This window comes from Paraburkholderia sp. Tr-20389, assembly GCF_017104565.1.
Taxonomy (GTDB): Bacteria; Pseudomonadota; Gammaproteobacteria; order Burkholderiales; family Burkholderiaceae; genus Paraburkholderia.
In genome coordinates, this window is the sequence record NZ_JAAGPD010000040.1 from 66,799 (window position 1) to 81,172 (window position 14,374).

Annotated in this window: 20 protein-coding genes; 19 read left to right on the forward strand and 1 reads right to left on the reverse strand. The window is 60.3% G+C overall.

The genetic code is table 11. From position 1 onward, the window contains the following. Nucleotides 1-44 precede the first annotated feature (44 nt). From G3N95_RS30115 to G3N95_RS30195, 17 genes are all read left to right on the forward strand, one after another. Nucleotides 45-1,295, forward strand: a complete 1,251-nt coding sequence (locus G3N95_RS30115; RefSeq protein ID WP_241019032.1) for a phage portal protein — start codon at nucleotides 45-47, stop codon at nucleotides 1,293-1,295. 2 nt (nucleotides 1,296-1,297) lie between these two features. Continuing rightward, nucleotides 1,298-1,609: a hypothetical protein gene (locus G3N95_RS30120; RefSeq protein ID WP_241019033.1), complete on the forward strand. Its 312-nt coding sequence runs from the start codon at nucleotides 1,298-1,300 to the stop codon at nucleotides 1,607-1,609. Between the two features lie 8 nt (nucleotides 1,610-1,617). Then, nucleotides 1,618-1,833, forward strand: coding sequence for a hypothetical protein (locus G3N95_RS30125; RefSeq protein ID WP_205973750.1), 216 nt, complete (start codon nucleotides 1,618-1,620; stop codon nucleotides 1,831-1,833). 3 nt (nucleotides 1,834-1,836) lie between these two features. Then, nucleotides 1,837-2,055, forward strand: coding sequence for a hypothetical protein (locus tag G3N95_RS30130; protein ID WP_205973751.1), 219 nt, complete (start codon nucleotides 1,837-1,839; stop codon nucleotides 2,053-2,055). Nucleotide 2,056: 1 nt separating this feature from the next. Continuing rightward, entirely contained in the window at nucleotides 2,057-2,293 is a 237-nt protein-coding gene (locus G3N95_RS30135; RefSeq protein ID WP_205973752.1) for a hypothetical protein, read from the forward strand. Nucleotides 2,294-2,301: 8 nt separating this feature from the next. Then, nucleotides 2,302-3,705, forward strand: a complete 1,404-nt coding sequence (locus tag G3N95_RS30140; RefSeq protein WP_205973753.1) for a DUF6582 domain-containing protein — start codon at nucleotides 2,302-2,304, stop codon at nucleotides 3,703-3,705. Between the two features lie 66 nt (nucleotides 3,706-3,771). Then, a complete protein-coding gene (locus G3N95_RS30145) occupies nucleotides 3,772-4,767 on the forward strand; it encodes a hypothetical protein (RefSeq protein ID WP_205973754.1) in 996 nt (331 codons plus the stop codon). Between the two features lie 62 nt (nucleotides 4,768-4,829). Next, nucleotides 4,830-5,054 (forward strand): hypothetical protein, encoded by a 225-nt coding sequence (locus G3N95_RS30150; protein WP_205973755.1) that lies wholly within the window; start codon nucleotides 4,830-4,832, stop codon nucleotides 5,052-5,054. Then, entirely contained in the window at nucleotides 5,051-5,335 is a 285-nt protein-coding gene (locus G3N95_RS30155) for a hypothetical protein (protein ID WP_205973756.1), read from the forward strand. Before G3N95_RS30150 ends, G3N95_RS30155 begins: the two co-directional genes overlap by 4 nt. A 1-nt stretch (nucleotide 5,336) precedes the next feature. Continuing rightward, nucleotides 5,337-6,269, forward strand: coding sequence for a hypothetical protein (locus tag G3N95_RS30160; RefSeq protein WP_205973757.1), 933 nt, complete (start codon nucleotides 5,337-5,339; stop codon nucleotides 6,267-6,269). Further along, on the forward strand, nucleotides 6,266-6,613 hold the full coding sequence (locus tag G3N95_RS30165; RefSeq protein WP_205973758.1) for a hypothetical protein: 348 nt from the start codon (nucleotides 6,266-6,268) through the stop codon (nucleotides 6,611-6,613). Before G3N95_RS30160 ends, G3N95_RS30165 begins: the two co-directional genes overlap by 4 nt. Before the next feature lies 1 nt (nucleotide 6,614). Then, nucleotides 6,615-7,457, forward strand: a complete 843-nt coding sequence (locus G3N95_RS30170) for a hypothetical protein (protein WP_205973759.1) — start codon at nucleotides 6,615-6,617, stop codon at nucleotides 7,455-7,457. An 8-nt stretch (nucleotides 7,458-7,465) separates the two neighbouring features. Beyond that, on the forward strand, nucleotides 7,466-7,636 hold the full coding sequence (locus G3N95_RS30175; protein WP_205973760.1) for a hypothetical protein: 171 nt from the start codon (nucleotides 7,466-7,468) through the stop codon (nucleotides 7,634-7,636). 179 nt (nucleotides 7,637-7,815) lie between these two features. Further along, nucleotides 7,816-9,678: a hypothetical protein gene (locus G3N95_RS30180; RefSeq protein WP_205973761.1), complete on the forward strand. Its 1,863-nt coding sequence runs from the start codon at nucleotides 7,816-7,818 to the stop codon at nucleotides 9,676-9,678. Nucleotides 9,679-9,724: 46 nt separating this feature from the next. Then, nucleotides 9,725-10,159 (forward strand): hypothetical protein, encoded by a 435-nt coding sequence (locus G3N95_RS30185; RefSeq protein ID WP_205973762.1) that lies wholly within the window; start codon nucleotides 9,725-9,727, stop codon nucleotides 10,157-10,159. An 8-nt stretch (nucleotides 10,160-10,167) separates the two neighbouring features. Further along, nucleotides 10,168-10,572: a hypothetical protein gene (locus G3N95_RS30190; RefSeq protein WP_205973763.1), complete on the forward strand. Its 405-nt coding sequence runs from the start codon at nucleotides 10,168-10,170 to the stop codon at nucleotides 10,570-10,572. A 184-nt stretch (nucleotides 10,573-10,756) separates the two neighbouring features. Beyond that, nucleotides 10,757-11,251: a phage virion morphogenesis protein gene (locus tag G3N95_RS30195; protein ID WP_205973764.1), complete on the forward strand. Its 495-nt coding sequence runs from the start codon at nucleotides 10,757-10,759 to the stop codon at nucleotides 11,249-11,251. On the opposite strand, the gene G3N95_RS30200 is transcribed toward G3N95_RS30195, so the two are convergent. Further along, the gene (locus G3N95_RS30200; protein WP_205973765.1) at nucleotides 11,248-11,484 is read right to left on the reverse strand and encodes a hypothetical protein; all 237 of its coding nucleotides are present in this window, start codon (nucleotides 11,482-11,484) and stop codon (nucleotides 11,248-11,250) included. The two genes, G3N95_RS30195 and G3N95_RS30200, sit on opposite strands and share 4 nt — an antisense overlap. Between G3N95_RS30200 and G3N95_RS30205 the strand changes: the two genes are divergently transcribed. Together G3N95_RS30205 and G3N95_RS30210 are read left to right on the forward strand one after the other, a co-directional pair. Further along, nucleotides 11,483-13,288, forward strand: coding sequence for a hypothetical protein (locus G3N95_RS30205; RefSeq protein ID WP_205973766.1), 1,806 nt, complete (start codon nucleotides 11,483-11,485; stop codon nucleotides 13,286-13,288). The two genes, G3N95_RS30200 and G3N95_RS30205, sit on opposite strands and share 2 nt — an antisense overlap. Beyond that, entirely contained in the window at nucleotides 13,285-14,256 is a 972-nt protein-coding gene (locus G3N95_RS30210) for a hypothetical protein (RefSeq protein ID WP_205973767.1), read from the forward strand. Before G3N95_RS30205 ends, G3N95_RS30210 begins: the two co-directional genes overlap by 4 nt. Nucleotides 14,257-14,374: the final 118 nt, after the last annotated feature.

Below are 14,374 nucleotides of genomic sequence, written 5' to 3' on the forward strand. Positions count from 1 at the left end.
ACTGGGCTGGCGATAGAGTGGCGACCGCTATCTGGGCGGGGCGCATGCGCAAAGCGCCAGGGCGCGAGACCACGGCGTACGCCCGCCTGATGAATCTGGGCAGCATCCGTTACCAGAAGGATCGGCCGCTGTTCAAAGCCACGCCTTCGAACCTGCGGATGTTCTCGAAGACGGTCTATGCCCGCCGCGCAATCAACCGCATCAAGGGTGCGATTGCGATGCTCGACTGGGAGATCGGCCCCAAGGCTGGGGTGGATCTCAACAGCGAATTGCAGCGTCAGATTGACGTCGCAACGATGTGCTTTCAGCGCCCGAACAACGATGATTCGTTCCGCACGCTGATCGAGCAGGCTGTCGAAGATTATCTGGTCGCTGGTGCTGGCGCGATCGAGCAGGAAACTGGCGGCGACAAAAGCCGGCCGCTGTGGATGTGGCCGGTTGATTCGCTATCGATCCAGGTGTTTGCTGGCTGGCAAGGCGGTAAAGACGAGGCGCGATACTTCCAGACGCTCGGCTATGGCAATGTCGGCGGCCAGCAAGGCATTGCGCTCACGAATGAGCAGCTGATCTACATCCGCAAAGACCCGACGACGGAGAACCCGTTCGGTTACGGCTGCCTCGAAGTCGCGTTCGCTTCGATCAACCGGCTGCTCGGCGTGGCTGACTATGCGGGCAACCTCGCCAGCAACAGCCAGCCAGAAAACCTGCTGCAGTTCCTGCAACTCGATCCCACGCAGCTTGATCGCGTTCGCGAATGGTGGCGCAACGAGATCGAGGGCCAAGGCATGACGCCTATCCTCGGTGGCGAAGAAGTCAAGGTTCACAAGCTCCGCGGCACGGACGACAGCGCGCTCTACCTGAAGTATCAGGAGATGCTACAGCGTGAGATCGCAACGGCGTTCGAACTGAGTCCGCAGAATCTGGGCGTTGAGGCTGACGTCAATCGCAACACGTCTGAGGTTGCCGACGATCGGGACTGGGACGGCGCAATCATCCCTGCTGCAACGAACTTCGCTTCGCATCTGACGCGTGAGGCAATCGAAGCGCGGCTCGGCTTCTCGCAGATCGAGTTCCGCTTCCTTGGCCTGGACCGCGACGACGAACTCAATCTCGCGCAGGTCTTCGAGACTGAGTACAAGAACAACGCCTCCACACCGAATGAATATCGGGCGCGCAAGGGCATGCCGCCGATGGATAGCGACTGGGCTGACATGCCTTTCGCCGATGTCGAAATCGCCATCAAGGGCGCGATGGGCGCCAAGCAAGTCAACCCGAAACTGACCTCCAAGGAATAGCAATGCCTTTTGACCTCCACACTCTTGAAGTGCCCGATGGCGGGTATGGCTTCAACCAGAAGGGCCGCGCGATGATCGCATCTGGTCTCGGCGTGGCGAACGCTGCCGGCGGTGGCGCTGGCACGGCCGTGACGGTTGTCGTTTCTGGCTTGAAGGGTCTGCCGTCGAACTTCGGCGTGCTCGTCAACCCCGGCCAGGACGCAACGTGGTTCGTCGCCAGCAAGACGTCGACGGGCTTCACGATCACGCTCACGCCGCGCCTGGCAGCGAACACGCTGGCATCGGGCACGGTTGACTGGTTCCTCTTCGCTTAAGGACGCACATGGCCGCCGTTACTCCCCTTTCCGGCATTACCTGGGTAGCAGGTGAAATCTCCGCATCGCAGACGGCTCCCGCCGTTGTTGATCTCGTCGGTCTTCAGTCGGCGATGGTTGCGGATCTGAACGAGATCATCAAGAACGCGAACTATCTGATCTTGATTCTGCCGAGTGGCGCCAACAAGACGGCCCTCTCGACGCTCGTCACGACCCTGAGTTAAGCCATGACACAGCACGCAGACGTAAAAACGGCCCGGATTGCGGCCGAAAAAGCGATCAACACTGCACCGACCGCAGCGAATCATGCCCAATTGGGCCGACTCGCGGAGCTCGAAGCGAAGATCGCTGACCTGAAGATCGCCGTGGCGCGCATCAATGCCGCTGGCGGCATCGTTGACGCGAACGCAGCAGCGGCGCTTGCCACTCTTGTTGCGAACCTCTGACATGGCGCGAACCAAAGCTGAGCCGGCAGCGGAACCGGCAGCAGAGCCGCAAAGCCTGTACGCACAGATCGTCGAAGCCGCCGCTACAACGCGACTGGCTGGCGATCACGCAGCGCACGGTGCACTGCTCGCCATCGAAACGTCGATGATCGAACTGAAGAACAAGATCGCGATGGTCGAAGGCGCATTGCCCGAAGACGCGCGGGCGATCGTTGACCAACTCAAAGCCGCTCTCTGAGGACATTCATGGCGAATCTCGACAAAGCGGCGCGAGATGCCCTGCCAGACGAGCATTTCGCCGTCCCCGGCAAGCGCAAGTTGCCTATCCCTGATGCGCACCACACGCGACTGGCGTGGACGCAGGTCGACAGGACGGAAGGATTGAGCCCGGACGAGCGACGCGTCGCCAAGGAGCGCATCAAGCGACGGGCGCACGAGTTAGGCATCAGCACGGACGACTGGCATGTGACGGCAAGCATCGCGTTCGAGGCGATGGCGCTGGAGATGCCGACCGTCGACGGGCATCCGAACCGCAAGCCCTTCCGCGGCGTGCTGACGCGCATCGACCAGCCCTCAGATGCACCGCCTGGCGGCGCAAACGGAAAGCGCACACTGATCCCTAAAGACGTCGCCGAGTCGGCGCTGCCGTCGCTGCTTGGCATGGCGGTTGACTACACGCCTGATTTCGATGGGCACGACCGAAGAAGCAAGATTGGTCTGATTACGGGCGCCGAGATCGTCGGCAACGGGATCGAGATCGAAGGATTTTTCTACGCAAAGGACTTCCCCAGTGAAGTCGCTGCCATCTGTGCTGAAAAGAGCGCCCTCGGGTTTAGCTACGAGTGCGACGCTCGCATCCAGGACACAGAAGCCGACGTCTGGACTTTAAGCCACTGCGTATTTACCGGCGCGGCCGTGCTCTACAAGCACCTAGCGGCCTACACCACCACATCACTGGCCGCTCAGGCCGTACAGGAACTGGAAATGACCAAGGAAGAAATGCTGGCCATTCTGGCCGAGGCCAACAAGCCCACGGCTGATGCCATCGCAGCACTGACCACGAAGGTCAGCGAACTCGAAGCCAAGGGCGCATCGCTCGGCGGCCCGATCATCGACCAGGTGAAGCCGCACGTTGACGCGCTCAACGCTGCTGCTGACGCAATGGAAAAGGCTGGCGTGGGTACGCACGCAACGGCTGGCCACGTTGGCGTCGTCCGCCGTGTTGCTGCGCACATGGCTGCTGCTGCTGTGTCGGGCAACGTGCCGCAAGTCTATCGCGACCACGACTACCTGCCGAATGCATCGGTGGAAGCCGGCGCCGCGAAGACCGACAAGGCGATCGCCGATGCTGTCGCTGCCGCTCTCAAGCCGGTGACGGAGCAACTCGAAGCCGCGAACACGAAAGTGAAGGATCTGGAAGCGGCTGCGTTCAACCGCTCGGAGCAGCCGGCCCGCGCGACGCTGTCGCCGCAGATCATGACGCTGCTCGCGAAGGGTGGTGTGAAGGTCGAAGACATGTCGGATGGCAAGAAGCTGAGCGTTGCCGAAGTCGACAAGGTTCTCGACGCGGCAGGCCTCACCGGTCAAAAGCGCATCGAAGCCAAGCTCAAGATGCGTCACGAAGGCCTGATGGTCGTCGGCCAGCGCTGATCCAAACATTCCCGAATCACCCGCAACCCCGCTACGGCGGGGTTTTTCATTTCTGGAGCAAAGAACATGGGTGTTGATGCAAAAGTGATGAGCCTCGACGCGGCAGCCGACTATCTCGGTACTGGCGCGATCGAAGTTCCGGAGTTTGAACGCGAGATCATGGACGTCCTGCGTCGTTCGTCCATCCCCCTCCAACGTATTACGCCGAGCCGTGCGACGGGCCACCCGCACCGCTACTTCGAACAGACCGCGCTGGCAACGGCTGCGGCTGTCGATCCGCGCAACCTCTCGGCAACGCCGAGCGGCCCGACCCGCGTTGAGCGTCCCGCCTTCATCAAGGCTGTGACGGCTCAATCGAACCTGTCGCTGTTCGACAAGGACGTGACGGAGCAGCAAGGCCAGTTTGCATCGGTGGTCGCGAAGGACGTCGACGACGTTATCAGCGCAGTGGAACTCAAGCGCGCCGGCATGTTCTGGGCGGGCACGGACACGAGCATGTCGGCACCGACGACGCTCGAGTGGATGGGCGGCCTGTCGCAGATCACGCAGCAATTCACGGTTGCGAACGGCGCGTCGATCATCGACGGTCTGAAGTCCGCCGTGGCGGCAATGGTGGCGAACGCGACGTACGTTGTGCGTCCGAGCGCGATCTACCTGAACCCGCTGCTGGCTGATTACATCGACCAGGAAGCGAAGGCTTCGCGCATCACGCTGGACGAGATGGAAGTCGTCGCGGGCGTGACGGTGTCGGCAATCTCGACGCAAGTTGGCAAGCTTCCCCTGATCGGCGATCCGTTCATGCCGACGACGGCAGCCTCGACGGCTCAATACGGCTTCTCGGCAACGCCCTCGGGCATCAAGGGATACTACGCTGCGATCCTGATGGAATCGGAAATCGAGATTCCGTACATCAGCGGCAAGGAAGACAACCCGCTGCCCCGTCTGTTCCAGCTCGGCCTCGTTGGCAACCTGGCCGGCCAGTTCGTCGGCGTGAAGTTCGACACGGTGATCTTCAAGGGCGCTTCGTACGCTCACGCCGTGGTGCAGGTTCAGCGTCCGTAACTGGACGGTAGCAAGTGAAAAGGGTCGCTTTCGGGCGGCCCTTTGTCTTTTTCAGAGGCGACATGAAGGTTTATCACCCTGGCGAGCGCGGCAAGAAGATCACGTTTGTTCAGCCCGGCGCGCACTATCCGGTCTCCGACTGGATGGACGATGCTGGCAAGCCTCGCATGTTCGCTGTCGAATTCCGCGAAGGCGAGACCGACGATCTGCCAGATCATCTGGCGAAGTACATGATCGATCAGGGTCTGGCCGCTCGCTCCCCCATCATTCTTGAGGTAGCAGCATGAGCGTCGGTATCGGCTCCAATCCTGCGGCCGGCGTCAGTTCGAATAGCAACGTCGGCGCATCGAGCGCGGTTGTCGTTCCGGCTGGCACTTACGCCGCATGGGTGACGATTCAGAACACGCACGCGACACAAAAACTGTCGCTGTCATTCACGAGCCCCGCCACGACAAGCGATTACACGCTTGCGGCTGGCGCCTCGATCACGCTGCCCTTCGGTCTCGCTAATGCGCTGTATGGCATCGGCAGCGGTGCGGCAACCACTTACGCCCTGATCGGCTTCTAACATGCCCAGTCAGTATCTCCAGTCTGCCGACTTCGCAACGTTCGGCGTGCCCTTTGCGACCACCGCGCAGGTGACGCAGGCAAGCATGCTGATCGACGCGTTCCTGCGTCGTCCGGCTGGGCTGCTGTGGGCTGCTGACGCGAACGGCAACCCCGCGTACATGACTGGGCTCAACGCGTCCCTGTCGCTGACCAGCGTATCGGGTTTCGGACCCGGCAATGGCATTCAGGCGCAGGTCAACGGCCCGGTGCAGATGCTTCAGGTCGGTGACGTGGTTGTGCTTGACCGCGTTGCGAATCCCACGCTGATGGAGGCGGTGCAGATAACGTCCCTCAGCGGCAATCAGGTGACGCTCGGCACGACAGCGGCGAACGCACCGCAAGGTGTCCAGTTTGCCCATTCGGCGGGCTGCGTGATGGAGTTCGGTCTGGTGCTGCAAGAGCAGCGCTATCTGCCGAAGCAGCGCAGCACCGTCATGCTGTCGCAGACGCCCGTCATGCGGGTGATTGGCGGAACGGGTCGATATGCGTATGGGCGCCGCGGCGACGCAGGCGCGTACAACGCCGACAACTACAACCTGCTGGCGTCGATCAACAAGTTCGGCGGCCCTCCCGCGTGGGAAATCTGGCCGGCGAACACGGCAGCAGGCATTGATGTCCAGACGGGCGAACTGTGGGTGCCAGCCGGCATCATGCTCGTCTACTACTCGGAAGTGAAAGTTCGCTACGTGGCGGGTTTCCAGTATTCGAACCTGCCGCCTGAAATCAAGATGGCGTGCGCGCAACTCATCACGGCGCTGGCTAACGATCCCGGCATCGGCAATTTCAAGTCAGCTCAGGCTGGCGACACGAAGCTCGAGCGCTTCGCTGCGTCGAACCTGAGTGAAGACGTCAAGCAAATGCTCAGGCCGTGGCAAGCGAGGGCGTGGGCATGAGTTTCCTCTATCCGCGCACCATCTCCATCGGCAGGCAGACGCCAGTTACGGGTGGCGGTGTCAAGAGCTATTCCGGGATGCAGCCGGCGCAAGAAACGCCAGTGGCCGCCGGATTGCCAGCTTCGATCCAGTTGGACAAGGAGCGCGGCAAGACTGAAGCGAATCTGCCCGCCGATTCCTCGAAAACGCTTTGGAGAGTCTTCATTCCTTTGGGGTACGCCCCGCTCGGCCTGATCCAGTCACGCGACATCGTCACTGACGATCTGAGCGCGCGGTATCAGGTGCTGGGCATGTACTGGAATTCTCTGGGGCATAACCTGTTGTGCGAACGCCTGGAGGCTTGATATGGCCGATCTACAGGACGTTCTGAACACGCTGGCATCGCAGATAGGTGGGTTTGTATACCCCAACGGCACAGGTCAAGCGTCAGTTTCCGGGCAAGCGATCAACATATTCCCTGGCTGGCCGCTGCCGGATCAGATCGACAGCGACATGCCGCAGGGCATCGCGGATATCAGCATCTTCCCGACGTCGACTGAGCGCAATACAACTCGGTATCGACCGCAGCAAAAGGTCATGTCGGTTACGACGCCGACGCTAACTCTGACGGCGAGTGGCAATGTCGTCACGGTCGGCGGCGCAATGCCGTCACCCTTCACGGCGCACAACCTGGCGCTACTCGTCAACAAACAGCCGTTCATCTACCCGGTTCAGGCGACGGACACGCTGACATCGATCGCGACGGGGCTGGCAACGCTTCTCGCGGCCGCGTTTCCAGGCACGACGTCCAGCGGGCCGGTTATCACGCTGCCAGCGAACACGGTTCCGATTGTTGCGCGAGTTGGCACGACGGGCACCGTGACGACGGAATGGGAGCGTCAGCAGCAGTTGATGCAGATAACGGTCTGGGCACCCGATCCGACGACGCGAGCGACGATCGGCAATGCCATCAAGGTCGCGCTTTCGCAGATCGCGTTCCTGACGATGCCTGATGGCTATGGCGCGCGGATTCTCTACAAAGGGAATCGCTACTCAGACGACGCGCAGAAGCCGCACATCTACCGGCGTGATTTCTTCTACGAAGTCGAGTACGCCACGACGGTGACGCAGACCATCGCAACGGTGGTTGCAACCAAGGTCACGTTTGAAACGCAGGATGGCACGCCCATCATCACCCGCACTTATTAGGAGCCGACATGGCTGACGAGAAGCAACCGGCTGTGCCGGCGAAACCTGATTTCCACCTTGTGGTCGTGCATCCGTTCGGCGACTACGCCCGCGGCGACAAGGTAACCGACGCTGCTGAGATCGCCGCTTTGTTGGCTGGCGAAAATTCCCGCAGCCTGACGCGCGTATTTCCGCAGTAATCCCCTTTTTCCCGCTTTCGCAGAGGCACCTTCGGGTGCCTTTTTCTTTTGGAGCACCGTAAATGCCGATCTACCAAAACGGCGCTATCAATTTGGCCGGTCAACTTGCGCCTGGCGCATACGTCCAAGTTGTAGCGCCTCCGCCTGTGGTTCAGGGTATCGCGACCAATGGCCTTGGTATGGTCGGTGTCGCCTCGTGGGGTCCGGTCAACAGCGCCTATGTCATCGGCTCGCCGCAACAGGCCGGTTTGTACCTCGGCCCTGTGACGAACCGCAAGTATGACCTCGCTACAGCGATGGCGATTGCGTTCGGCATGGGCCAGACGAACAACACGGCTGTCCGCGTGACGGATGGCACGGACACGGCTGCAACGTGCGCGCTGAAGGATGGCTCGTCGACGACGGGTGCCACGCTGACGGGTTTCTATACCGGCGTCGTCGGCAACACGCTTCAGGCCACGATGGCGAACGGCACGAAGCCGAACACGTTCAAGTGCACGATTGCGCTGCCGGGCTATCTGTCCGAGATCTACGACAACCTCGCAGTTGGTGTGATGCCGGGTTCGACGACTGCTGGCACTGGCTACACGTCGGTCCCTGCGCTGTCGATCAGCGCTCCGCAGACGTCTGGCGGCGTTCAGGCAACCGGTAACGCGACGCTGGCCGTGCTGTCCGATACGGTCGCATCTGGCGGCTCCGGTTATGCCGTCAATGACCTGATCACGCTGTCGAATGGCGTCATCCTGAAGGTCACCGTAGGCACTGGCGCCGTCACTACGGCAACGGTACAAAACGCCGGTTCGCTCGGTGGCGGCGCTATCCCGACGAACCCGGTTGCGCAGATCAGCACGACCGGCGCAGGTACGGGCGCGACGTTCAACCTCACCTGGGGTCTGGGCGCGATCAACATCACAAATCCGGGCTCGGGCTACACGTCTGCTACAGCAACCCTGACGGGCGGTGGCGGCGGCACTGGCGGCTCGTACACGCTTGGCACCGGCTGCTGGACGAACCTCGTCAGCGCGATCAACAACGGCCAGTCTGGCGTTCGCGGCCCTTCGCAACTCGTCATTGCGACGATCGGCACCTCGGTTGCGGCACCTTCGCTGGTGACGTCGACGTTCTCAGGCGGTACGGACGGCTCGGCTGGTGTGACGGATGCGACGCTCGTCGGCACGAACACGACGCCGCCGACCGGCATGTACGCACTGCAGAACGCAGGCGTGCTGACGATGAACCTCGTCGACCACTCGACGTCGTCGCAGTGGAACACGATCGCCGCCTTCTGCCAGTTGTACGGCATCTTCGGTGCGGGTCAGGGTTCTGCTGGTCAGTCGATCTCGACGGTTTCGAGCCTGCTGAATTCGGCTGGCGTCGACAACTACTCATTCAAGACGCTCGTCGGTGACTGGGTGTACTGGCAGGATACGGTCAACAACGCGCAGCGCCTGCTTGCTCCGGCTACTTTCTGGGCACCGATGCGTGCGAACCTCGCGCCGAACCAGTCGACGCTGAACAAGCCGGTCAACGGTCTGGTTGGCACGCAGCGATCGACGCAAAACCTGCTGTACGCAGATGCGGAAGCGTTGCAAGCGGTTCAGGCGCGTCTCGACTACCTCGCCAATCCGGCGCCGGGAGGCAACTATTTCGCCTTCCAGACGGACATGAACTGCTCGACGTTCGCAGCGACGAACTCGGAAGCGTACACGACGATGACGAACTTCCTCGCGCTGACTCTGGCGTCGAACTTCGGCTGGGTCGTGGGCAATCCGCAGACGACGGATCTGCGTCGTGAAGTGAACGACGCGATCACGGGTTTCCTGATGAACCTGTGGCAGAACCTCGGCTACATCGGCGATGTGAATGCGCCGACGCAGGTTCCGTTCTCGGTGCAGACCAATGCGGCGAACAACCCCGGCTCTCAAGTCGCCCTCGGCCTCATGCAGACGCTCGTCAAGGTCAAGTACCTGTCGATCGTCCGCGAATTCGTGATCTCGCTGCAGGGCGGCTCGACTGTCAGCATCACGGTCAACCCGGCCTAACCCGTCACGCCCCGAAAGGGGCTTTTCTTTTTCCTAGGAGCCCTGCATGGGTGCTAATAGTTTCAATATTGGCCGCGACGGGTCGCAGTTGACTGTATTCGACTCGCTCGCCGGCCAGGTTACGTTCAACGGCACAATCTCTTTCGACTCGAAATCCCGCACGAAGGAACTCGAGTCGGAGACGATCACCGGCAACACGATCTTCCGCTTCGTCCCGAACGGGCATGAAGGCACGTTTGAGTTTGATCGTCAGGACTCGAGCGTCGAATCGTACTTCGCGCAGTGGGAAGCGAATTTCTACGCTCAACTTCCCCCGCCCGTCTGCACGATCACGCAGACCATCAACGAACTCGACGGCTCGATCACGCAATTCCAGTACATCGGCGTTCAGTTGAACCTGACGGATGCCGGCGCATGGAAGGGTCTCGACAAGGTCAACCCGAAGGTCGGCTGGAAGGCGTCGAAGAAGATCCCGCTCTGAGATAGAAGATGACCAACATAACAGTCAATCCGGACGCAAAGCCGAACATCCCCGACGAAGCGCTTCCGGACAACGTCATCATTGACGGGAAAGGTCGCCGACTAGTCATCGAAGATCCTGACTTCCTGACTGAGAGCCGCATCATGCGAGCACTTGGTGAGGCGTCATCGAATGCCGGGTACGTGCTGGGCTACGTGATGCCGGCCGTTCGTGTTGTGCAGATCGATGACGTGAAAGTTCCCTACCCGTCGAACATCCAGCAGATTGACGCTGCGATCAAACGGCTTGGGCGCGAGGGTAACACTGCCGTTCTCTCATACGACGAAGCGAAGATCAAGGCCGCGCTGGAAGCCGTCCGTCCCTCCGACGATGCAGCCGTCGCCGCGGAGATGAACGCACTAAAAAACTCGTAAGGAACCTCGAATTTCGCGAGTTTTGCTGGCTCGTGAAAAACGGGGTTCCGATGCATGTTGCTCTTGGACGAGACGATCAGCCCGTGAGGCTCGACAAGTTCGAGCGCATGGCGATGTCGATAGTATTCTCTGAGATAGAGGGCAGCGAGTTTGATTTCGATACCCGCTCCTGGAAGAAGCCGAAATGAAGGAATTCAAGTCTCTCGCCGATTTCAGCGCGTTCACTGCGCTCGCGTTGCCTGTTGCGTTGCTGGGTGAAATGCGCCACGGGCTGGCAAGGAGCGCGCAACTCATCGAGAAGACGGCGAAACGGGAAATTGGTGAGTATCAGCCTGCTGCCGGCGCGTTTCCAGCGTGGGCTGAACTGGCCGAATCGACAAAGGCCGATCGGGTAGCGAAAGGATTCTCAGAAGACGAACCGTTGCTTCGCACTGGCGATCTGCGCAGCAGCATCAAGCATGAAGTCTCTGAATTTGAGGCCGTGATCGGCAGCGAAAGTGACATCGCAGCCTACCAGGAGTTTGGCACGGACAAGATTCCGCCCCGTCCGTTCATGGGGCCGGCGCTGTTCAATAACAGCGAGCGAATCGCAAAGATTCTCGGTGCGGCGGTGGCGATCGGAGTGTCGGGCGGTCAACGTGCCGCAGCGTCTCTCGGGTACGACCAGGACATCAGTTAGCGATGGAAGATCGCGATGCCGACTGACCAGAACATCAGAAAGCACAGGCCCAGTAGCGGGATGGCGACAAGCAGGCAGACAGCAGCAAGCGTCAAGCCTTTCATCGCGATCACGAAATCAGAGAAGCGGAATTCCGGCGTCGGCTTAAGAACCGGACGTAATTTTGGTTTCGGGTATTGCGCGCCGGAATGATCCGCCAGCCACTCACGGCAATGTAAAAAGAGTTTTTTCATGATCTTTGATGCCTATAAGGTGGCAGTGCACCTGTCTATTGTAGACAAGGTGACGCCGTTTCTGTCGGCCTTCTCCAAGCAAATCAAGCAGTCCGGAGAGAGTGTATCCGAACTCGAAAACCGGCTCCAACGGCTCGGTAAAATCGCCGCGGCCGGCGGTGTTCTGGCTGGCGTCGGCGTCGGCGCGTTGGTGATGGCGGAAAAGCTTGGCAAAGCCGCTGCGCAATACGAAACGACATGGGCGCGGCTTCGTCAGATGGGCCTCGGAACTGCCCAGATCGCCGAAGCCCGTCAGTTTGTCGAGTCAAACCGGATCATCGGCACGTCGATTCAGGAACGTGCACGTTTGTTCGCCGAGGCGCAGGGCGCATTCCGTGAAAGCGGCATGAGCGGTGAAGCTGCGCTCGACGCTGCGAAGACGATGATGCCCGTGCTGGCGAACTACGTCACAGCACGCAAGGTACTCGGCAAAGAAACAAGCGAACAGGACGAACTCAACCTCAACAAGATTGTTGAGCAGATGGGCGGCCTGAACGATTCGAAGCGCGCCGCAGCGATTGCAGATGCCGTATTCCGCGCCTCGATGTCGAGCGGCGGCATGGTGGATGCCCGCCAATTGCGCCTGTTCAAGACGTACGCCATGACGGCGTCGGCTGGCCTCAGCGACCGCATGCTGTTCGGTGGTCTCGAGCCGATCATCGGCGAAATGGGCGGCTCAACTGCGGGTACGGGTTTCCAGACCGCTTTCAACCGCCTCAACGGCATCATGTCGCTGGCGCCGCATCTGTTGGTGCAGGAAGCAACGAAACTCGGTCTGTGGGATAGCGATAAGGTCGAATTGACGCGCGGCGGCGCCGCCCGCTTCAACAAGGGCGACCCACTCAACGCGCAGATGAAGGATCTGATGTCGCACGACCTTCCGGGGTTCGCTGCGGCAATGCTGGCGAAGTACAAGACGGCCGGCATCACGCAAGACGCAGACGTTGCACGCGAGAACGAAATTCTGTTCGGTCGTACGGGTGCGCGATTCTTCAATCTGCTGATGAAGCAGTTGCCGGTGATTCAGCGGTCGCTGGAGTCTTACGACAAATCGCGCGGCATCGGGCAGACGGTTGATGACAACAAGAATTCGCCCGCGATGCGGATTCAGCAGTTCAATAAGGCTCTCGAAGATCTGAAACTGACGATCGGCGAAGGTGTATTGCCTGTGCTGACGCCGATGATCCGCGACCTGACGTGGTTCATGCAGACCATCAATCAGTACCCCGGCCTCATCAAAGCCATGACGGTCGGGTTCATTGGTCTGTCGGCCGCGATGACGTTCGGTGGCACCTTGATGCTTCTCCGTGCCGGGTTTGGTGGCTTGGGAGTCGCGATAACTGTTCTGCGTTCGGTCGTTCCCGCTCTGTCAGCAGTTATGGGCGTAGCTGGCGCTGGAAGCCTCGGCACTGCCATTGCCGGCCTCGCTGGGCCAATCGAGATTGCCGTTCTCGCTCTCGGAGCGCTGGCGGCCGCAGCATACGCATTCAGTCCGCTAAGCCAGAAAGAGATCGACGCGGCGAAGACGGACGGCGGCGTAAAGCTCAGTCCAGGCGCACAAGCCCGTATTGATCGCGGTGAACTCGATACGGTCGGACCAGTTGCCAAGCATCAAGGCGGCGGCAACGTCCACACGACAATCCACATTGATGGACGCAAGGTCGCAACAGCCGTATCGCCCTACATCGCTTTCGAAACTGGACGCTCAATGGGCACCAGTGGCGTTGACAACAATCTTGCCCTCCCCATGCCCGGCCTTAAATGAGCAACGATATCACTCTCGTCCTCGGTGACTTCACGTTTCAGGACATGGAAGTCCCGGAAGTCATCGGGTTCGGTGGCGCTCAGGCTCTGTCGGTCAAGAAACTGCTCGGTGGTGTCCGCGTCATCGACGCGATGGGTATTGATTACCGCCCGATTGAATGGTCGGGCGTGTTCTTCCCGACGCAGGACGGCGAAACCCCGCTCGATCGCGCCGAAAGCATCCAGTCGATGAAGATAGCTGGCCAGCCGGTGCTTCTGAGTTGGGACCGGCTGCTGCTGAATGTCCTTATCCGGGTGTTTGAGCCGGACTACCGCTTTGCGCGGATTCCGTACCGCATCTCGTGTGAGGTTCTTCAGGATCTCACGCTGCCGGATGACATTAGCGATGAGCCGGATGCGGACGATCTCATCAACGGCGATCTGAATTCGGCCAACACACTGACGGCGGCAACTGGCGACTCAACCCTGTCTGGGTTGATGAATTCGGTGTCGACAGCAGTCTCGAATGTGAAAACGTTCGTCGGTGCATCGCTGAGCACGGTTGCATCGGTTCTCCAGCCGATCCACCAAGCGGTTTCGTATGTGACATCGACCATCGGCACCGTCGACAACATTCTGGCGAGTGTCGGCGTGCCGGCGGGCGTGCTCCCTTCTATTCCGGTTCTACAGAACGTCGGCGTGTTCTCGTCGATCGTCAATGCGACCACGTTGCAGGTTCAGTACACGCAGATAGGTTTCCTGCTGGGCCGGATGCAGACGAATCTGAACCAGATCAACTCCAGTGGCCGCGTTATCACGGTCGGCGGCGGAAACCTGTTCGACATCGCCGCAAAGGAATACGGCAACGCTTCTGCGTGGACGCAAATCGCGCAGGCTAACAAGCTCTCAGACCCGACGCTTGCGGGCGTTACGACTCTCATTATCCCGCCGTATAACAACGGCACCAGCGGCGGCGTTCTATCCTCATGACGGCATTCCTTGCACCGATCGGGCGGCAACCTCGCGGAGCGGTCAAGGTAAATGGGGAGTTGATAAAGGGATGGATAGAGTTCGAACTGTCGAACAACGCCTATTTCTCTGCCGACAC